The sequence below is a fragment of the Cryobacterium sp. TMS1-13-1 genome, from assembly GCF_004403125.1.
In the GTDB taxonomy this organism is placed as follows: Bacteria; Actinomycetota; Actinomycetes; order Actinomycetales; family Microbacteriaceae; genus Cryobacterium; species Cryobacterium levicorallinum.
The window spans coordinates 95,349-115,272 of record NZ_SOGX01000010.1 but is presented as its reverse complement, the minus strand read 5'-3'; the positions used below and the strand labels follow the sequence as shown (position 1 = coordinate 115,272).

Sequence of the window (19,924 nt, the reverse complement as noted above, 5' to 3'; positions counted from 1 at the left end):
ACTCCCCCGCAGCCTGCGGGCGTTTCCGCTGCGGCGAGCGTGATCGGGCCGGTCGGAGACCATGGCTAGTCTGAAGATATGGCTTCCACCGCGAACAATCCCTTTTTCGTCTCCAGCACCCTGCCGTACCAGCTGCCGACCTTCGCCGACATTGAGGACGAGCACTATCGGCCGGCGTTTCTGCAGGGCATGAGCGAGCAGCTGGCCGAGGTCCGCGCGATCACCGATCAAGCGGATGCCACCACTTTCGCGAACACCCTGGTGGCCCTCGAGCGCAGCGGGCAGACGCTCACCCGAGTCGCCGAAGTCTTCTTCAACAAGTGCTCGTCCGACTCCAGCGACTTCACCAACGACCTCGAAGAAGAACTCGCGCCGCTGCTGGCAGCCCACAATGATGCGATCCGGCTCGATCCCGCCCTGTATGCCCGCATTACCGCCGTGCATGCGCAACGCGAGAGGCTGAGCCTCGATGCCGAGTCGATCTACCTGATCGAGCGCTACTTCACCGAATTCAGCCTCGCCGGGGCCGGTCTCAGCGACGGCGACAAGCAGGCGCTGCGCGAGTTCAACTCGCGCCTGTCGACGCTGACCACTCGATTCGAGAAGAATCTGTTGGCCGACACTAACGACCTCGGGATCGTCATCGACGATGCGTCCGAGCTCAACGGACTGACCGATGGCGAGATATCCGCGGCCGGCGAGGCTGCCCGTGACCGCGGCCTCGCCGGAAAGTATCTGATCAGCCTGGTCCTGCCCACCTCACACCCCTACCTTGCGAGCCTGACCAACCGCGGGGTGCGCGAGCGGTTGCTGAGGGCAAGTCGTGCGCGCGGCATCCGCTCTGATGCGGCGGGCGCGGTCAACGACAACCGGCCGCTCGTGATCGAGATCACGCACCTGCGTGCCCAGCGTGCGCGCCTGCTCGGGTTCGACAGCCATGCCGCCTACGTTACCGCCGACGAGACCGCCAAGACTCCCGGTGCCGTCTGGGATCTGCTCGGCGGCCTCGCCCCGGCCGCCGGCCGCAACGCCCTCGTGGAACAGGCCGACCTGCAGGCCGTGATCGACGCCGAGGGCGGCGGCTTCGAGCTGGCGGCCTGGGACTGGGCGTTCTACACGGAGAAGGTGCGCCGGGCGAAGTACGACGTCGATACCGCGGCGATGCGCCCCTATTTCGAACTCGAAAGCGTGCTCGCCAACGGAGTGTTCTTCGCGGCCCAGCAGCTCTACGGCCTCAGCTTCACGGCGCGGCCCGACCTGGTCGGCTGGCATCCCGAAGCACGCGTGTTCGAGGTCAGCACCGACGACGGCACCGGTATCGGGTTGTACATCGGCGATTTCTACACCCGCGATTCCAAACGCGGCGGGGCGTGGATGAATTCCCTCGTCTCGCAGTCCGCGCTGCTCGGCGCGGACACGACCGTGGTCTGCAACAACCTCAACGTGTCCAAGCCGGCAGCTGGCCAACCCACGCTGCTCACCTATGACCAGGTCACCACTCTGTTTCACGAGTTTGGCCATGCCCTGCACGGGCTGCTCGCCCGCGCGACCTATCCCAAGTTCTCCGGCACCAACGTGTACCGCGACTTCGTGGAATTTCCAAGCCAGGTCAACGAAATGTGGATGCTCTGGCCCGAAGTGCTAGCGAACTATGCCCACCACTACGAGACGGGCGAGGCGATGCCGCAACACCTGGTAGACCGCATCCAGGCGTCCTCGGCCTTCAACGAGGGATTTCTGACCAGCGAATACCTCGCCGCCGCGCTTCTCGACCAGGCCTGGCACCGCATCGACGCCGACACGGTCGTTACCGACGTTGCCCAGTTCGAAGCGGATGCCCTCGCCGCCGTTGGACTCGACAATCCTGCCGTTCCTACCCGTTACGCGAGCACGTACTTCGCGCACACGTTCTCCGGCGGTTACGACGCCGGGTACTACTCCTATATCTGGAGTGAGGTGCTCGACGCGGACACGGTCGAATGGTTCAAGGAGAATGGCGGACTCACCCGCACCAACGGCAACCGATTTCGGGACCGCCTGCTCGGCGTCGGCGGCACCATGGATCCGCTTGAGGCCTACCGCCACTGGCGCGGCCGAGACGCAGCGTTGAAGCCGCTCCTCGATCGCCGCGGTCTGAACTAGGGCCTGCGCTCACTGGACAACTTCGTGGGGTGTGGTGCCACCGACACCCCACGAAGTTGTCTACTGAGCGGCAGGTGGAACCTGCACCCTCAGGATTGAGGATGTGCCCGGCTCGGTCTGGCCGTAAGCTCCATGACCATGGACACTCCGGAACCGTCACGCCAGGGCGCGGGCCGGCGGGGGTTCTTGTCGCTCGCCGCCATCGTTTTGGCCGGGATACTGCTGGCCGGACTGGTGCTGCATTTCATCCGAGAGAACATCGACAGCTCCGTACCGGGCTGGGCTCTTCTCAGCGGAACGGCAAGTCTGCTCTACGCCGACGGTGAAGCCAACCTGTGGGCCTGGATTTCCGGGGTTCTCCTGGCCGGCGTCGGCGTCGCCCTCGGCGTCGTCGGCTTCACCGCCCGAGACGAGGGCAGGGCCGCGCTGCCGTACTTCCTGCTCGGCGCTATCGCATTTGAGATGTCTGCCGATGAGATCGCCCAGCTGCATGAGAAGCTGGCCCGGTTCAATCTCGGTTCGTCGTTCACGTTCTCCTGGCTCACCCTCGGGGTGCCGCTCGCCATCGCCGCTGGTCTGGTGGTGTTGTGGATCGCACGACGAATTGACCGACCTCTTCGTCGGCGGCTCATCGTCGCGGGCACGATCTACCTGCTCGGCGCGGTCGGAATCGAAGCCATTAGCGGGTATATCGTTGGCGGGCGCCAAGATGACGTCGCTCGTGCGAGCCTCGAATATCACGTACTGCTGGGCGTGGAGGAGAGTCTTGAGGCAGCCGGAGCGCTGTTGGCCCTTGCTGCAACTCTTGCCGCGCTCAGTATCGAACGCACCACGGCCGGCATCGTCGTTCGGACCCGATTCGACGTCAGCCAGATACGCCGCAACACCCCATAGGTCGACTGAGCGCTGCTGCACCCGACAAACCGCACCCCCGCAGGCTACGGCACACAACGATTGCACTCCGCCCGCCCCACCACGGTGGCAGGAGTGTGACGGCCTCGGTCAACCCGGACGTTGCCGTACCTGTACGCGTACGCTTCTAGGCCGACTTCACCTGGCGGGTCTTGTGCAGCACCATTTCAGCGGGGGCATTGTTCAACACGGTGTCGCGGGTGATGATGACCCGCTCGACGTCGGTGCTGGAGGGCACCTCGAACATGACCGGGCCAAGCACTTCTTCAAGGATGGCGCGCAGACCGCGGGCACCGGTCTTGCGAAGCACAGCCAGGTCGGCAATGGCTTCCAGAGCGGGCTGCTCAAATTCGAGCTCAACGCCGTCGAGCTCGAACATGCGCTGATATTGCCGCACGAGCGCGTTCTTGGGCACGGTGAGAATCTGCATGAGCGCCACCTGGTCGAGCTGGGTGACCGTCGTGACGACGGGAAGCCGGCCGATGAACTCGGGAATCAGCCCGAACTTGTGCAGGTCTTCGGGCAGAACCTCGCTGAACAGGTTGATGTCGTCGCCCTTAATGTGCAGCGGAGCGCCGAAACCGATGCCCTTCTTGCCGGCCCGGGACGAGATGATGTCTTCGAGCCCGGCGAAGGCGCCGGCCACGATGAACAGCACGTTCGTGGTGTCGATCTGAATGAACTCTTGATGCGGATGCTTGCGCCCACCCTGCGGGGGCACGGAGGCAATGGTGCCCTCGAGGATCTTCAGGAGCGCCTGCTGCACGCCCTCCCCGGAGACGTCGCGGGTGATCGACGGATTCTCGGCCTTGCGGGCGATCTTGTCGATCTCGTCGATGTAAATGATTCCGGTCTCGGCGCGCTTGACGTCGTAGTCGGCGGCCTGAATCAGCTTGAGCAGAATGTTCTCGACGTCTTCACCGACGTAGCCGGCCTCGGTGAGGGCCGTCGCATCCGCTACGGCGAAGGGTACATTGAGACGCTTGGCCAGGGTCTGGGCCAGGTAGGTCTTGCCACAGCCGGTCGGGCCGATCAGCAGAATATTGGACTTGGCAATCTCGACATCGTCGTGGATCGCCTCGGCCGCGGTGAGCGTGGCACGAGACCGCACACGCTTGTAGTGGTTGTACACGGCGACGGCGAGGGCACGCTTGGCGGGTTCCTGGCCGATGACGTATTCCTCGAGGAAACCGAAGATTTCTTTGGGCTTGGGGAGGTCGAATTCACCGGCGGTCGCTTCAGAGCCGGCCTCTGCCAGTCTCTCTTCAATGATCTCGTTGCACAGCTCGACGCACTCGTCACAGATGTACACGCCGGGGCCGGCGATGAGCTGTTGTACCTGCTTCTGGCTCTTTCCGCAGAAGGAACACTTGAGCAGGTCGGCACTTTCGCCTATTCGAGCCATGTCCGCCTCCTCCATTGGTCTCGCTGCAATTGAGCCTAGCCTGTGCGTACGACACTTGCGTGCAGCGCGCCACAAACCGAAACGGCGCGCCCCCCGAAGGCGACGCGCCGCAGCGGTATTTAGGTGTGAGGCTACTTTACCAACATCGGAAGGTTCTTGCGGCTGGTCAGAACCTGGTCGATCAGGCCGTACTCGAGGGCCTCCGCCGCGCTCATGATCTTGTCGCGATCGATGTCCTTGTTGACCTGCTCAACGCTCCGGTTGGAGTGGTGCGCGAGGGTCTCTTCGAGCCAGACCCGCATGCGCAGAATCTCGGCGGCCTGAATCTCGATATCCGACGCCTGGCCGCCACCCTGCCCACCAACCGAGGGCTGGTGAATCAGGATCCGCGCGTTCGGCAGCGCGAGGCGCTTGCCGGCGGTTCCACCGGCGAGCAATACGGCCGCAGCGGATGCCGCCTGGCCGAGGCACACCGTCATCACGTGCGGACGAATGTACTGCATAGTGTCGTAGATCGCCGTCATGGCGGTGAACGATCCACCGGGCGAGTTGATGTACATCGTGATGTCGCGGTCCGGGTCCTGGCTTTCGAGCACGAGGAGCTGGGCCATCACGTCGTCGGCGGAGGCGTCGTCAACCTGCACGCCGAGGAAGATAATGCGGTCCTCGAACAGCTTGGCATACGGGTCCTGGCGCTTGTAGCCGTAGGCGGTGCGTTCTTCGAAGGTGGGGAGGATGTAGCGCGATTCAGGTGCGCCGTTATTAGTCAAGTGCTTGGTCGAGCCGCCCATCGAGCTGTAGGCCGTTCCACCGAATGTGGGGATAGTCATGATTTCTTCCTGTTCAGTTTCGGCGGACTACTTGGTGGCGTCGGGGTCGGTGCCGCCGCCGCCGATGACATCCGAAGCGGATGCGCGGAGATGGTCGACGAAACCGTACTCAAGGGCTTCCTGCGCACTGAACCAGTTGTCGCGGTCACCGTCGGCGTTGATCTGCTCGGGGGTCTTGCCGGTCTGCGCGGCCGTGATCTCGGAGAGGCGCTGCTTCATGTCGAGGATGAGGCGAGCCTGGGTCTGGATGTCGGCGGCCGTGCCGCCGAACCCGCCGGACGGCTGGTGCAGAAGCACGCGAGCGTTCGGGGTGATGTACCGCTTACCCTTGGTCCCCGAGGTAAGCAAGAACTGACCCATCGAGGCTGCCATGCCGATACCGACCGTGACGATGTCGTTGGGTACGAACTGCATCGTGTCGTAGATCGCCATGCCGGCGGTGATCGAGCCGCCGGGAGAGTTGATGTAGAGGTAGATGTCGCGTTTGGAATCTTCCGCTGCCAGCAAGAGGATCTTGGCGCAGATCTCGTTCGCGTTTTCGTCACGGACCTCTGAGCCGAGCCAGATGATGCGGTCCTTCAGCAGTCGGTCAAATACACCATTGGTGGGTGTCGGGTCGGCCATGTCGTGCTCCGTTTCAGTTGTCGCTTCTCAATGAATCTATCGGAGCGCGAGCGTCAAAATGGCTCTGTTCGCCCTCGGCAGATTACCGGCCATCGCACAGGTGCCCGGCGGCATGCAAGAGGCCGGCTGACCAGCACCTATGAAAAGTACTGGCCAGCCGGCCTTTCACGCACACCGGTACTACTTCTTGGCAGCAGCCTTCTTCTTCTTGGGCTTCTCGTCGGCCTCAGCTGCGACCTCAGCGTCAGCCTCGGCGGCCGGAGCTGCCTCGACTGCGCTGTCAGCAGCATCCGCTTCAACAGAAGTGTCGTCGCCGACCGGGCCGGTGAATTCGCTCAGGTCGACCGGCTTGCCGTTAGAGTCAACGACCTCGGCCTTGCCCAGGGCAATGGCGAGAGCCTTGTTGCGGGCAACCTCAGCCACCATCGACGGGATCTGGCCGTTGGTGTTGAGCGTCTGCACGAACTCGCTGGGGTCCATTCCGTACTGGCTGGCACCCTGAATGAGGTACTGGGTGAGTTCGTCCTGGCTGACCTTGACCTGCTCGGCTTCGGCGATCGTGTCGAGCAGAATCTGCTGACGGAACGTCTTCTCGCTGGCTTCGGTGACCTCGGCGCGGTGCGTGTCGTCTTCCAGACGGCTTTCGCCTTCGAGGTGACGGTTGACTTCGTCGAGGATGATCGCGGCAGGGATCGGTACCTCCACCGAGCCGAGAAGCGTCTCGAGGAGACGCTCGCGGGCCTGGCTGCCCTGGCCGAAGGCCTTGGACTTCTCAACCTGAACCTTGAGGCTCTCGGTCAGCTCGGCGATCGTGTCGAACTCGCTCGAGATCTGAGCGAAGTCGTCGTTCGCCTCGGGAAGCTCGCGCTCCTTGACGGCGATAACCGTGATGGTGATCTCGGCCGTCTCACCCTCGTGGTCTCCGCCCATGAGGTCGGAGTTGAAGGTCGTGGTCTCGCCGGCGCTGAGCGAGTCAAGCGCCTCGTCGATGCCGTCGATGAGGTCGCCGGAGCCAACCTCGTAGGAGATTCCGCTCGCGGTGTCAACCTCTTCCCCATCGATCGCGGCGTTCAGGTCGATCTGGGCGAAGTCGCCGGTCTTGGCGGGGCGATCCACCGTGATGAGCGTGCCGAAGCGGCTGCGCAGCTTGTCGAGCTCTTCGGCGACTTCCTCGTCGGACACCGCGACGGCGTCAACGGTGAGCTTGAGGCCGGCGTAGCTGGGCAGGTCGATCTCCGGGCGCACGTCAACCTCGATAGCGAGGAGCAGGTCACCGGAGAAGTCGGTGTTGCTGGGCCATTCGACGATGTCGGCCTCTGGACGGCCGAGCGGGCGCAGCTTGTTCTCTTCGACAGCCGCGCGGTAGAAACCGTCGAGACCCTCGTTGACGGCGTGCTCCAGAACGGCGCCCTTGCCGACGCGCTGGTCGATGATTGCCGGCGGGACCTTGCCCTTACGGAAACCGGGGATGTTGATGTCTTCGGCAATGTGGCCGTAAGCATGGGTGATGGCTGGCTTCAGCTCGTCTGGGCTCACCGTGATGGTGAGCTTGGCGCGCGTGGGGCTCAGTTTTTCGACCGTGGACTTCACTCGAGACTCTCCTGTGTATTGAAACGGTGTGCTGCGGATAATGTCGGGGCGACAGGAATTGAACCTGCGACTTCTCGCCCCCAAAACGAGCGCTCTACCAAGCTGAGCTACGCCCCGGATCTACTTCGACCCATCGGTACTACTTTGTTGGGGAACCAATCCGGTGGCGCACGCGATAGCTCGCGACACACGGATTGACCTCAGCCAGTCTAATGCACGCCTTTCGAGCGGATGCGCCCGCACTGGCAAACGACCCCCGGTTTCCTGTACTACGATATTCGAGTGCCCAGATTTTGGGCCTGGGGTCGTAGCTCAATGGTAGAGCCTGAGTTTTCCAAACTTATGACGCGGGTTCGATTCCCGTCGACCCCTCTGTTTAATGCAGAAACACTGAAAGCCGCCAGCTCAAGCTGGCGGCTTTCTCTCGTTAAGCGGATGCGGATAGCTAGTGACCGTGGGCCGGCGCGAGTGCCCGCGGCCCGCTCCCGACGGCCAGGTTCGACTGGGGAACGATGGCGTCGTGAGCGGTCGGCGGGGTGCCTGCTTCCTCGCCGGGCTCGACCACGACGAACTGGCCCATCATTCCCGCGTCCTCGTGCGAGAGCATGTGGCAGTGGAACATATACGGAAAGTCGGGGTCGGTATATTCCGCAAACTGCATAATGAGTTCGTAGCGCACTCCGGGCTCGAGGTAGATCGTGTCCTTCCAGCCGGCCAGCTCGACGGGCGGCGGCTCGGTGCCCACCCGCAGCACCTGAAACTGCACGGCGTGCACGTGAAAGTTGTGGGGCAGCGGCATGGCGTTGTCGACGGTCCAGACCTCGGTCGCGCCGGCCTCGATCGTCTCGTCGATGCGGGTCATGTCCATCAGCCGATTGTTGATCGTGTAACCGTTCAAAGTGAACGACCGGTCGACTGTGGCATCCGCTTTGTCGAGCGGTTCGATGCTCGCGAGGGTGCTGGCGGTCTCCCCGATGCTGCTGAGCGTGTCGGCGGCGCGCAGCTCCAGCACATCGAGGGTGTCGTCACCGGCGTTGCGCGTCGCGGCACTGGCTGAGATGCCGAGGTCTGGCGGGTTCGACTGCAGGTTCACGGTCTCCCCCGGCACCAGCTCAACGAGCACTTCGGCGCGTTCCCCCGGCGACAAACGGATGCCGTCCATCGGCGCCGCCTCCTCCAGCAGTCCGCCGTCGGTTCCGATCAGGTCGAAGGACCGGCCATCACTCAATCCGAAGTCGTACACCCGGGAGGTTGACCCGTTGAGCAGTCGGAGGCGCACCACCTCGGAGGTGACGTCGAGGTAGGGCGCGAGGGTGCCGTTGACGAGCAGCTGGTCACCGATCGGACCGATGTAGCCGCGCACGTCGGTGACGAACTGCCCGTTCTCGTCGAAACGGCGGTCCTGCACCACCACCGGAATATCGTCGACGCCGTAGCTGCGCGGCAGGTTCAGGGCTGCCTCCTCGTCGTCCTGCACGATGAAGACCCCAGCCAGACCCATCTCCACCTGGTGCTCGGTGTCGCCTGCCGGGTGCGGGTGATACCAGAGGGTTGAGGCTGGCTGGTCGATCTCGAAGTTGGGGCTCCATTCGGCGCCGGGCTCGACCATCTGGTGCGGTCCGCCGTCCATTTCGGCGGGCAAATTGGCGCCGTGCCAGTGCACGGTGGTGGCTACGTCGAGGTCATTGTTGACGTTGATGCGCACGTTTTCGCCGCGCCGGGCGACGATCGTCGGGCCGAGGTAGCTGCCGTTGTAGCCCCAGGTCTCGGTCGCGACGCCCGGAGTGAACTCGGTCGTGCCAGCCTCCGCCGTGAGGTCGAACATCCGCTCACCGGCGGCGTTGACGGTTGATTCAGCCAGCGGCGGAATGGCCAGCGGATTCACGAAGTCAACGCTGCCGACCGTGTCGATCACGCCGGCCCCGTCTTCGCCGGAACACGCGGTGAGGCCGAGGGCCAACACGACCGCACCGACGACGCTCACAAAAGTTGCGACGCGACGACGGGGCCTGGCAATTCGGTTCATGCTTCTATTTTCGCAGTCCGCCCGGTGCGCTGACACCACAGGGACTCAGGCCTGGCAGCGCGGGCACCAGTACAGCTTGCGGGCGGCCATCTCTTCAAGCACGATGTGGGTGCCGCAGACCCGGCAGGGCAGCCCCTCCCGCTTGTAGACCCAGTGCCGGTCGGCCCGATTCTTCATGGCGAGTCGGTACGGCTCGCCGTCGAGGCCGTCCATGGTCATCATCTGGCCGGTCGCCACCCCGATGTGGAGGAGGTGTGCCCAGTCGCTCCACAGGTCGCGTACGGTCTCGTCGCTGAGCGATTTACCCGGGGCGTGTGGGTTGAGTCCCGCGCGAAAGAGCATTTCGGCGCGATACACGTTGCCGATTCCGCTGACCACGGTCTGGTCCATCAGCAGGCGGCCGATCGGCGTGGGCTTCTTGCGCACGACGCTGACGAAGCGCTGCTCCGCCTCCGGCGTATTCTCAAGCTCGGGGTCGGGCCCCAGCTTGGCGATCACGGCCTCGACCTGGGACGGGTCGAGCACCTCGCAGGCGGTCGGTCCGCGCAGGTCGGCACACACCGTGCCGCTGAGCAGCCGCACCCGCACCTGACCGACCGGCTCCGGCGGAAAAGCGTCGGCGAGGTCGATCTCTTTCTCCTGCTCCGACATGCGCACCCGGGTGCGGCGGGGCGCACCGATGCTGAAGATCGAGTTCTCCCCCGCAGCGTCAAACGTTGGTAGATCCGTGCCGTGCTGGTTGGTTTGCCCCATCCGGCCGTTGGCCGAAGCCATCGTGGCATCCATCTGAATCTCGCCGCTGAAATCCCACGCCCCATACATGCCCAAGTGGATGCGCAACCACAACCAGTGGTCGAACTCCAGAAACATCTGTTTGCCGACGGCGCGGGCATCCGTCACCGTGTGCCCGCTGAGCTGGGCGGCACCGATCACGAACCGTCCCTGCGGGGAGGAAACGGTGACCCGGTGACCGACGAAGTTGCGCTGAAACTGGCGGGTGATGCGGTGAACGGAGTGGCCCTCTGGCACCTCAGTTCACGACGCCGTCGACGTCTTTTCCGGCGATGGTTCCGGTCGTTTCATACTCTCCGAGCTGGTGGATACGACGCACGTGACGCTCCTCGTCGCTGAACGGCTCGGCGATGAACGCGTCGATGAAGCTGGTGGCCTCTTCGATCGTGTGCTCGCGGGCACCGATGGAAATAACGTTGGCGTCATTGTGTTCACGGGCCAGACGGGCCGTGCTGAGGTTCCAGACCAGGGCGGCGCGGGCGCCGGACACCTTGTTCGCGGCCATCTGCTCGCCGTTGCCCGAACCGCCGAACACGACACCGAGCGCCTCGATGCCGGTTTCCCGGTCGTCGACGGTGGCCTGCGCTGCATTAATACAAAAAGCAGGGTAGTCATCCAGGGCGTCGTAGGTCTGTGGCCCGTGGTCGACGACCTCGTGCCCGGCCGCACGCAGGTGCGTGATCAGGTGGTGGCTGAGGTCGAGACCGGCATGGTCCGTGGCGATGTGGATGCGCATATGAGCAGTCTATTTTGTGCTGGCCGACGTGCTGACGGCCTGGGCGAAAATAGGCTCGCGGGTTCGACTGCGCTTGAGTTCGAAGAATCCGTCGTAGCTCGCCAGCGCGACGACGCCGTCCCAGAGGGCCAGGGCCTGCTCACCCATCGGGGCCGGGGAAATGACCGGGCCGAAGAAAGCGACACCGTTCACCGCGATCACGGGCGTTCCGACGTCCTGACCGACCCGGTTGATGCCGTCAAAGTGGCTCGCCCGCATCTGGCGGTCGTACTCGTCACTGTCGGCGTAGGCGGCGAAGCTGGCCGGCAGGCCGACCTCGGCGAGTGCGGCCGGAATGACCTCGTCCGGGTTCGTATTGCTGCCTGGGTGAATCTGCTGGCCCAGTGCGTCGTAGAGCGCCTTGACCATCGGCTGGCCGTGCAATTCGGCAGCGGCTGCCACGAGCCGGGTGTACTTGAGTGCCCGCGGAAAGAACGCCGCGTATTCGTCGCTCACCTCCTGGTCTTCATTGAGAACGGCGAGGCTCATCACATGCCAGGTCACGTCAAAATTGCGCAGGCGGGCGACCTCGTCAACCCAGCGCGAAGTCATCCAGGCCCAGGGGCACGAGGGGTCAAACCAGAAATCTACGGAATCAGTCATCGCACCAGCCTAAGCGTGCCCCACGGGGGTTCGGTCATCCCCGATCCTGAGACCTCCATTAGGGAGATACCCCCCGTTCGGGTAGTGTAGACGGGTTGAAAAAAATCTGCACCACGCAGTACAGCTACACGTCGCAAGCACAATATCTCCCTGGGAGAAATAACATGCCCATTGACCGAAGCCCGTCCAACAAGAATTCCGGCGTAACCGGCGCCGGCACAGTCAAGCCCACGAAGGCTCTCCGGCGTCGCCGCATTGCAGTGTCCGACGTTAATGTCGTTGACAAACCGATCATGAAGCGCGCCCTCGGCGGCACCATCGTGGGAAACACGATGGAGTGGTACGACGTCGGCATCTTTGGCTACCTCATCACCACCATGGGGCCGGTCTTCTTGCCGGAGGCTGACGCATCCGTCCAGACGCTGTTTCTGCTCGGCACCTTCGCCGCCACATTCTTCGCCCGCCCACTCGGCGGCGTGTTCTTCGGCTGGCTTGGTGACCGAATCGGCCGCCAGAAGGTGCTCGCCACAACGCTGATTCTGATGGCCGCCTCGACATTTGCCGTCGGATTGCTTCCCGGTTACGCGCAGGTCGGCGTTTGGGCAGCGGTTCTGCTGGTGTTCGTCAAACTCGTACAAGGGTTCTCGACCGGTGGCGAGTACGCCGGTGCGACGACCTTCGTCAGTGAGCACGCGCCCGATAAGCAGCGCGGCTACTTCGCGAGTTTTCTCGACATGGGCAGCTACCTCGGGTTCGCCATCGGCGCTTCCCTCGTCTCTGTGCTGCAGCTCACGCTCGGCCAGGATGTTATGGAGGCCTGGGGCTGGCGCATCCCATTCCTCATTGCCGGGCCGCTCGGCCTGGTTGCCATCTACTTCCGTATGAAGATCGACGAGTCGCCCGCGTTTCAGGCCACCCTCGACGCCCAGGAAGCCGCCCAGAAGAACCCAGTGGGCGCCACGGCCGAAACCCCTAAGGGCCCGATCCAGATCTTCAAGGCGTACTGGCGCAACATCATCATCGCGATGATCCTGGTCGCCGCCGCGAACACCGTCGGTTACGCGCTGACCTCCTATATGCCCACCTATCTCACCGAGAACAAGGGCTATGACGAGCTGCACGGTACGGCGCTGACCATTCCGATTCTCGTGGTCATGGCTCTGTGCATCCCGCTGGCCGGCCGCCTGTCTGACCGAATCGGGCGCAGGCCGGTGTTGTGGATCGGGGCAATCAGCACGGTGGTGCTGGCGTACCCGGCGTTCCTGCTGATCGGTATTGGTGACATCTGGTCGACGCTATTCGGCCTGGCGCTTATTGCGTTCCCGGTCACGTTCTACGTCTCGAACCTCGCCTCCGCCCTGCCGGCGCTGTTCCCGACGGCGAGCCGTTACGGAGCGATGGGCATCTCGTATAACTTCGCCGTAGCCATTTTCGGCGGAACCACGCCGTTCATCATTGCGGCGCTCATCGTGGGCACCGGCAATGACATGATGCCGGCCTTCTACCTGATGGCCACCTCGTTCATCGGGGCGATCGCCATCTTCTTCCTGCGGGAATCGGCCAACCGCCCACTGCCGGGTTCGATGCCGAGCGTGAACACCCACGAGGAAGCGCACGAACTGGTGAAGACGCAGGACGACAACCCGCTGCTCGACACTGACCAGATGCCGTTCGACCACACCTACGAGCCGCCGACCATCGCCATTCCCATTCAGGAACTAGTTCAGTAGTTGCCGGCGGGCGTGGGCGGTTTCGGTCGCGCACGCCCGTTTGTCGTCGGTTGAACGGATGCTCACAGTCGGCCCGCGTAGAATTCGCGGATGACCACCGCGCCCCCCACCACTGCGCCCATCAACGCGAGCGCAGCCGAATCGAGCGAGCCGGCCCCCGAATTCGCCGGAATCGACCCGGAGGACCTCGAAGTGACCCTGCGGGTGCTCGCCTCGCTGCGCGACGTGGACCCGGACAGCGCCGACTTCGTCACCGTGCGCCAAGCGACCGCCAAGATGTTCAAGTCGGTCAAGATGTCCAGGCGCCTGGAGAAACGCGCGGTCATCGCCGACGCCGATCGCAGCGTCATCGCCGCCACAGCGACCGGCGCCCCGACCCGCATCGACGACGAGACCCGCGGCGCCCAGCTCTCCCTCGGCACCAGCGCGGCGACTGCCGGCGAGCTGCTCGTTCCGCGCGCCTGCTATATCTGCAAGCAGAAGTACACCGTGGTCGACGCGTTCTACCACCAGCTCTGCCCGAGCTGCGCCCTCTCCAGTCACGCCAAGCGCGACGCTCGCACCGATCTCAGTGGCAAGCGGGCCCTGCTCACCGGCGGCCGCGCCAAAATCGGCATGTACATCGCACTGCGCCTGCTGCGTGACGGCGCTCACACCACCGTCACCACCCGGTTTCCGCGCGATGCCGTGCGCCGCTTCGCCGCGATGGACGATTCGAAGGATTGGCTGCACCGCCTGCGCATCGTCGGTATCGATTTGCGTGACCCGGCCCAAGTGATCGCCCTGGCCGATTCGGTTGCGGCCCAGGGTCCGCTCGACATTCTCATCAACAACGCAGCGCAGACCGTGCGCCGCTCGCGCGGCTCGTACTCCCCGCTCGTCGAGGCCGAGGAATCTCCCCTGCCCGACGGGCCGCTGCCCGAGATCGTGTCGTTCGGGCACACCAACGATGCGCATCCGCTCGCCCTGGCCGCGTCGGTCTCCGGTCACCCGCTGCTCGCGGCGGCGTCCGGAGCCGGAGCCCTCACAGCGGATGACCTCACCCGGTTGGCACTCGCGGCGGGGTCCTCGTCGCTTGAGCGACTCGCCGCTGGCACCGCGATCGACGCCGGCGGTCTCGTACCCGACCTGCACTCGCGGAACAGCTGGACCGCGAACGTCGAAGACGTGGACCCACTCGAGATGCTCGAGGTGCAGCTGTGCAACACGACCGCACCATTCTTGTTGGTGAGCCGTCTGCGGGCCTCGCTCACGGCATCCGCTGCCCGACGAACTTACATCGTGAACGTGTCGGCCATGGAGGGCGTGTTCGGTCGCGGGTACAAAGGACCGGGCCACCCGCACACCAACATGGCCAAGGCCGCGCTGAACATGCTCACCCGCACCAGCGCCAAGGAGATGCTCGAGGACGGCATTCTCATGACGAGCGTCGATACCGGCTGGATCACCGATGAGCGTCCGCACCCGACCAAGGTGCGCCTGGCCGAGGAGGGCTTTCATGCCCCGCTCGACTTGGTTGATGGCGCGGCCAGGGTGTACGACCCGATCGTGCGCGGCGAGGCCGGCGAAGACGTCTACGGGGTCTTCCTCAAGGACTACAAACCGGGCGCCTGGTAGTCAGTCGAGGTCGAATGCGGCGGCGATGGCGGCACTCAGCCGCACCTCTTGTTGGGGCAGCAGAAAGCCAATCTGGCGGCCGAGGCTGGCGACCGGAATGGTCACGATATTGTCACAGCTCGCCACGCAGTCCTGGTCGAGGCCGTTCTCGGGGCCTATCGGGACTTCGGTCGACAGGCCCCGCACGGTACTGGTGATCGGTGCGACGGTAACTCGGGTGAGGTGGGGGCGCACGAGTTCGCGGGTGAGAACGAGGACCGGCCGGGCCTTGTCGAGGTGCGCTATGTGAATTACCCGCATCGTTAGGCGAGGTCAGACGGAGTACTCGCGCCAAAGCTGGCGAGTCCGTCCAGATCGTCGGTTTGAGCGAAACGGTCGGTCAGAATGCGCACGTCGCGCAGGGCGAGTTCGCGTCGCCGTTCTCGTTCGAGAGCTCGAGTGATCACGGAAGCACGGCTACTTTCCCGCCCTTCACCCACCGCCTGGTCAAGGTATTCCACTAATTCGTCGGGCAGGCGCACCGCTATTTGTCGGCTCATTCCGTGAGTACACCATTATGGGATCCATTCAGGTATGCCCTCTTTTTGGTTACGGAATATCAAGGAAAGCGCAGGTCATGCACCAAAATGCCCGCTGCTAGGCTGACCGAATGTTACGCCGTAGTCGCATCGCGCCGACCGTTCTTCTCGCCATCGTGGCGCTCAGCGGATGCACCGCTCAGCCCCCGGCAGAACTGTCAGAACCGTCAGAACCGCCAGCGACGATCGCACCGGCGACAGCGGCGACAGCGGCGGCGAGCGCCTACACCTGTGACGACATTGCCACCCTCGATAACGTGGCCGCGGTGTTCGTCACCGCCGACGGAACCGTTCCGACCCCGGTCGTCGCAACCCAGCCGGCGATGACCCTCACCGATCATCGACTGGTGGATGCCGATATCGCCCTGACCAGCCTCAACGGCCCCGACCCTGATGCATTGCTCGGCGTATCCGGCGGCCAGCAGCGGTTTCACTCCACCCTTTCCGAGCTCGTCGCGAGCCCGTTTCAAGGCCTCGGCCCCGGTCCGGTGGACTACTCGGCCAGGGCGACCGGTCCGACGTCGACCCGTCAGGTGGTCGCCTTCGGACTCCGTCGCCTCCACTTTGACGGACAGCCCCTAGCGGTGCTGCAGCGCGCCGCGAACCCGCAATTCGGGCGAAACACCGCCGAACTCGAAATCATGGCGGTCGCGCCGGAGATCGTGAACGCGTTTCTGGCTCACCTGCGCGAGCTCATGATCGAGCACAGCGTGCTGCGCCGGCAGGTGCTCTCATTCGTGCAAACCGAATACGGGTCCGGCGCCGGAATCACTTTTCTGGAACGCCCCCTCGTGCCCGCTGCGGCGATCGTGCTGCCGGAGGGAATCCTCGGCACCATTTCCGACCACGTCATCGGAATCGGTGAGCAACGCCAGGCCCTGCTCGCCGCCGGCCAGCACCTGAAGCGCGGAGTACTGCTCTACGGTCCTCCCGGCACCGGTAAGACGCTCACCGTGCGCCACCTGCTGAGCGAAACACCGGGCATCACGGCCGTACTGCTCACCGGCTCCAGCATCGTGCACATCGCAGCCGCAGCAGAGATCGCACGCACGTTTGCGCCGTCGATCGTCGTCCTTGAGGACATCGACCTGGTCGCGATGCAGCGCCACGCCACGCCGCAGCCGCTGCTGTTCGAGGTGCTCGACGCTCTCGACGGACTTGACGGTGACGCCGATGCGGCCTTCGTCATGACCACCAACCGGGTCGAAGTCCTGGAGCGAGCCCTCGCCGAACGGCCCGGCCGGGCCGACCTCGCCGTCGAGGTGCCATTGCCCGCTCTGGCCGAACGCGAGCGGCTGTTCCGCCGCTACGCCGGCGCCTTGTCGACGGGTGCAGCACCGACCCGGCGACTCCTGGGCACAAGCAGCATCGAAACTGGGCGCTGGCAGCCCGATCAGGAGCCAGGCGACGGGCCGAACGACGGCAGCTACGTTCCGCTGCACGGTGCAGGGGCCGTAATGACGCGCCAATTCGCCTCCTTCAGGGTGAGCGGTAGCACCCCGCCAGTCACGGTCAAGCCACCCGCTGACGCCCCGGGCGCATCTGACCATACCGACGAAACCCAATGACCGGCGCCAACAGACCCTGACGAGTTGCCGCCGAACCTGCACATCATTTGCTCACTCTCACCAGGATGAGCAGAGCCACGCCTTAGCCAGCGCGGCAACCAGTCATGGTTAGGCTTAAGGGGTGCGATGGCGCCACGAGCGCCAAAGCCTCACAATCGTGAACCGAATTGGAGAACCAAGTTGCCTGGAGAAAATCTCACCCGCATCGAAGCCCAGGAGCGCGCCGCGCTCGTGACCGTCGCGAGCTACGACGTCGTGCTCGATCTCACTACCGGTCCAACCACCTTTGGCAGCACCACCACGGTGCGCTTCATTGCGACCCCCGGCGCCTCGACCTTCATCGATGCAATCACTTCCACGGTGCACTCGGTGACCCTCAACGGCGGGGCGCTCGACCCGGCCGTCGTAAGTGACGGCATCCGCATTCAGTTGGATGATCTGCAGGCCGAAAACGTTCTCACGGTCGTCGCCGACGCGCTGTACACGAACACCGGTGAGGGACTGCACCGCTTCGTCGACCCGGTCGACAACGAGGTCTATCTCTACAGCCAGTTCGAGGTACCCGACTCTCGCCGCGTCTTCGCCGTGTTCGAGCAGCCCGACCTCAAGGCGAAATTCGCTTTCACCGTCACCGCGCCGAGCAAGTGGCAGGTCGTGTCCAACTCAACCACCCCCGAGCCGACCGACGCCGGCAACGGTGCCAGCACCTGGGCGTTCGCACCGACCCACGTGATCTCGAGCTACATCACCGCCCTCATCGCTGGTCCTTACGCCGTCGTGCGCGGCGAACTCGTTTCGAGCGACGGACGCACCATCCCGCTCGGCGTGTTCAGCCGCAAGAGCCTCAGCGAATATCTCGACGCCGACTACATCCTCGAGAAAACCCGCCAGGGCTTCGCCTACTACGAGGAGAAGTTCGGCTACGCCTACCCCTTCGACAAGTACGACCAGCTGTTCGTGCCGGAGTTCAACGCCGGCGCCATGGAGAACGCCGGCGCGGTCACCTTCACCGAAACGTACATCTTTCGCTCCAAGGTGACCGACGCGATCAAGGAACGCCGCGTCGTCACTATTTTGCACGAGCTCGCCCACATGTGGTTCGGCGACCTCGTCACCATGACCTGGTGGAACGACCTCTGGCTCAACGAGAGCTTCGCCGAGTGGGCGTCGACGATCGCCACTGCCGAGGCCACCGAGTGGCATGAAGCCTGGACCACCTTCGCCGTGATGGAGAAGAGCTGGGCCTACAAGCAGGACCAGCTTCCCTCGACCCACCCGGTCGTCGCCACAATTCGCGACCTCGACGATGTGCTCGTCAACTTTGACGGCATCACCTACGCCAAGGGTGGCTCTGTACTCAAGCAGCTCGCCGCCTGGGTCGGCATCGACGCGTTCTTCACCGGCGTCGGCTCCTACTTTCAGAAGCACCAGTGGGGCAACACCGAGCTTTCCGACCTGCTGGTCGAGCTCGAAGCTGCCAGCGGCCGCGACCTCAGCGGCTGGGCCCAGCTCTGGCTCGAGACTGCCGGCGTCAACACCCTGCGCCCAGAGATCGCCGCGGACGAGACAGGCACGATCACCGGATTCACGGTGCTGCAGACCGCCGCAGCCGACTACCCCACCATTCGCCCGCACCGCCTCGCGATCGGTTTCTACACCTTCAACGACGCGCAGAAGCTCGTGCGCACGCACCGGGTCGAGCTTGACGTCGACGGTTCCACAACGGATGTCCCCGCTCTCGTCGGCCAGAAACGCCCAGACCTGATCCTGCTCAACGACGACGACCTCAGCTACGCCAAGGTGCGCCTCGACCCGGCCTCGGAGGCCGTCGCGCTCGAGCACCTCTCGGCCATTGAGAGCCCGCTCGCCCGCGCCCTGGTCTGGGGTTCGGTCTGGGACGCCACCCGCGACGCCGAAACCACGGCCCGCGACTTCGTGCGCCTGGTGCTGAACAATGTCGCCACCGAAACCGAGTCGACCACGCTGCGCACCGTGCTCGGCCAGGTCGTGCTCACCGCGAGCTACTACGTGGCGCAGCCGTACCGCGAAGCCGTAACGACCGAGGTCGCCGATGCACTCTGGACGCTCGCACAGGGCGCGGCGGCCGGAAGCGATGCCCAGTTCCAATTCGTGAAGTTCTTCGCCTCCGTCGCAGCCACCCCCGCGCAGCTCGAGAACGTGGCGGCGCTGCGCTCAGGCAGCACCGTACTCGATGGCCTGACCGTCGACACCGACCTGGCCTGGGAGCTACTCACCGCCCTCGTGGCCGGTGGCCGCGCTGACGCCGCTGAGATCGACGCGGCCCTCACGGCCGACAACACGGCGACCGGCGCACAGTCGGCTGCCCTGGCCCGGGCCGCCCTGCCCACTGCGGAGGGTAAGCTCACCGCCTGGTCGTCACTCATCGACGTCGACACCGCCGCGACGACCATCGTGCGCACGACAGCCGCCGGGTTCCTGCGGGTCAACGACTCAGGCCTGCTCGAGCACTTCGTCGCAAAGTACTTCGACATGCTGCAGTCGGTGTGGGAGGCGCGCAGCTTCTCGATCGGCGAAAAGCTCGTGATCGGCCTCTACCCGGCACCGCTGAACAACCAGGCCCTCGCCGACGCGACGCAGGCCTGGCTCGACTCCAACCCGGAGCCGGCCGCTCTGCGCCGCCTCGTGGTCGAAAACCTGGCCGGAGTCGAGCGTTCGCTCCGGGTGCAGGCCCGCGACGCCGAATAGTTAGC

Annotated in this window: 16 protein-coding genes and 2 tRNA genes; 7 read left to right on the top strand and 11 right to left on the bottom strand. The window is 64.4% G+C overall.

What is annotated here, in order from left to right:
* The first annotated feature begins 78 nt into the window (after positions 1–78).
* On the top strand, positions 79–2,142 hold the full coding sequence (locus E3T31_RS09870; RefSeq protein WP_134468585.1) for a M3 family metallopeptidase: 2,064 nt from the start codon (positions 79–81) through the stop codon (positions 2,140–2,142).
* 138 nt (positions 2,143–2,280) lie between these two features.
* Positions 2,281–3,036: a hypothetical protein gene (locus E3T31_RS09865; protein WP_134468584.1), complete on the top strand. Its 756-nt coding sequence runs from the start codon at positions 2,281–2,283 to the stop codon at positions 3,034–3,036.
* 145 nt (positions 3,037–3,181) lie between these two features.
* Here E3T31_RS09865 and clpX read toward each other — a convergent pair whose 3' ends face one another.
* From clpX to E3T31_RS09840, 5 genes are all read right to left on the bottom strand, one after another.
* Positions 3,182–4,459, bottom strand: a complete 1,278-nt coding sequence (clpX, locus tag E3T31_RS09860; protein ID WP_092450827.1) for an ATP-dependent Clp protease ATP-binding subunit ClpX — start codon at positions 4,457–4,459, stop codon at positions 3,182–3,184.
* 131 nt (positions 4,460–4,590) lie between these two features.
* The gene (locus E3T31_RS09855; protein ID WP_241977922.1) at positions 4,591–5,250 is read right to left on the bottom strand and encodes an ATP-dependent Clp protease proteolytic subunit; all 660 of its coding nucleotides are present in this window, start codon (positions 5,248–5,250) and stop codon (positions 4,591–4,593) included.
* 66 nt (positions 5,251–5,316) lie between these two features.
* On the bottom strand, positions 5,317–5,913 hold the full coding sequence (locus tag E3T31_RS09850) for an ATP-dependent Clp protease proteolytic subunit (RefSeq protein WP_092450832.1): 597 nt from the start codon (positions 5,911–5,913) through the stop codon (positions 5,317–5,319).
* Between the two features lie 180 nt (positions 5,914–6,093).
* Entirely contained in the window at positions 6,094–7,503 is a 1,410-nt protein-coding gene (gene tig, locus E3T31_RS09845; protein ID WP_166788461.1) for a trigger factor, read from the bottom strand.
* Positions 7,504–7,546: 43 nt separating this feature from the next.
* Positions 7,547–7,620: transfer RNA gene (locus E3T31_RS09840), tRNA-Pro, on the bottom strand.
* Between the two features lie 184 nt (positions 7,621–7,804).
* On the opposite strand from E3T31_RS09840, the gene E3T31_RS09835 reads away from it, so the two are divergent.
* A tRNA-Gly gene (locus E3T31_RS09835) sits at positions 7,805–7,875 on the top strand.
* A 73-nt stretch (positions 7,876–7,948) separates the two neighbouring features.
* Here the strand turns inward: E3T31_RS09835 and E3T31_RS09830 are convergent.
* Genes E3T31_RS09830 through E3T31_RS09815 form a run of 4 tightly spaced genes read right to left on the bottom strand, consistent with a single transcriptional unit; the run spans position 7,949 to position 11,699 of the window.
* Positions 7,949–9,529: a multicopper oxidase family protein gene (locus E3T31_RS09830; RefSeq protein WP_134468583.1), complete on the bottom strand. Its 1,581-nt coding sequence runs from the start codon at positions 9,527–9,529 to the stop codon at positions 7,949–7,951.
* Between the two features lie 45 nt (positions 9,530–9,574).
* Positions 9,575–10,558, bottom strand: a complete 984-nt coding sequence (locus E3T31_RS09825; protein ID WP_134468582.1) for an Fpg/Nei family DNA glycosylase — start codon at positions 10,556–10,558, stop codon at positions 9,575–9,577.
* Position 10,559: 1 nt separating this feature from the next.
* Positions 10,560–11,057 carry a ribose-5-phosphate isomerase gene (locus tag E3T31_RS09820; RefSeq protein ID WP_134468581.1) on the bottom strand — a complete coding sequence of 166 codons (498 nt, stop codon included), beginning with the start codon at positions 11,055–11,057 and terminating at the stop codon, positions 10,560–10,562.
* 9 nt (positions 11,058–11,066) lie between these two features.
* Positions 11,067–11,699, bottom strand: a complete 633-nt coding sequence (locus E3T31_RS09815; protein ID WP_134468580.1) for a DsbA family protein — start codon at positions 11,697–11,699, stop codon at positions 11,067–11,069.
* A gap of 164 nt (positions 11,700–11,863) precedes the next feature.
* Between E3T31_RS09815 and E3T31_RS09810 the strand changes: the two genes are divergently transcribed.
* Together E3T31_RS09810 and E3T31_RS09805 are read left to right on the top strand one after the other, a co-directional pair.
* Entirely contained in the window at positions 11,864–13,429 is a 1,566-nt protein-coding gene (locus E3T31_RS09810) for an MFS transporter (protein WP_134468579.1), read from the top strand.
* A 90-nt stretch (positions 13,430–13,519) separates the two neighbouring features.
* Positions 13,520–15,046: an SDR family oxidoreductase gene (locus E3T31_RS09805; RefSeq protein WP_134468578.1), complete on the top strand. Its 1,527-nt coding sequence runs from the start codon at positions 13,520–13,522 to the stop codon at positions 15,044–15,046.
* Here the strand turns inward: E3T31_RS09805 and E3T31_RS09800 are convergent, their stop codons facing one another.
* The gene (locus E3T31_RS09800; protein ID WP_134468577.1) at positions 15,047–15,346 is read right to left on the bottom strand and encodes a type II toxin-antitoxin system PemK/MazF family toxin; all 300 of its coding nucleotides are present in this window, start codon (positions 15,344–15,346) and stop codon (positions 15,047–15,049) included.
* Positions 15,347–15,348: 2 nt separating this feature from the next.
* Positions 15,349–15,585, bottom strand: a complete 237-nt coding sequence (locus E3T31_RS09795; protein WP_134468576.1) for a YlcI/YnfO family protein — start codon at positions 15,583–15,585, stop codon at positions 15,349–15,351.
* A 110-nt stretch (positions 15,586–15,695) separates the two neighbouring features.
* On the opposite strand from E3T31_RS09795, the gene E3T31_RS09790 reads away from it, so the two are divergent.
* Both E3T31_RS09790 and pepN read left to right on the top strand, forming a co-directional pair.
* Positions 15,696–17,192, top strand: a complete 1,497-nt coding sequence (locus E3T31_RS09790; protein WP_241977816.1) for an ATP-binding protein — start codon at positions 15,696–15,698, stop codon at positions 17,190–17,192.
* A gap of 180 nt (positions 17,193–17,372) precedes the next feature.
* Positions 17,373–19,919: an aminopeptidase N gene (gene pepN / locus E3T31_RS09785; protein WP_134468575.1), complete on the top strand. Its 2,547-nt coding sequence runs from the start codon at positions 17,373–17,375 to the stop codon at positions 19,917–19,919.
* Positions 19,920–19,924: the final 5 nt, after the last annotated feature.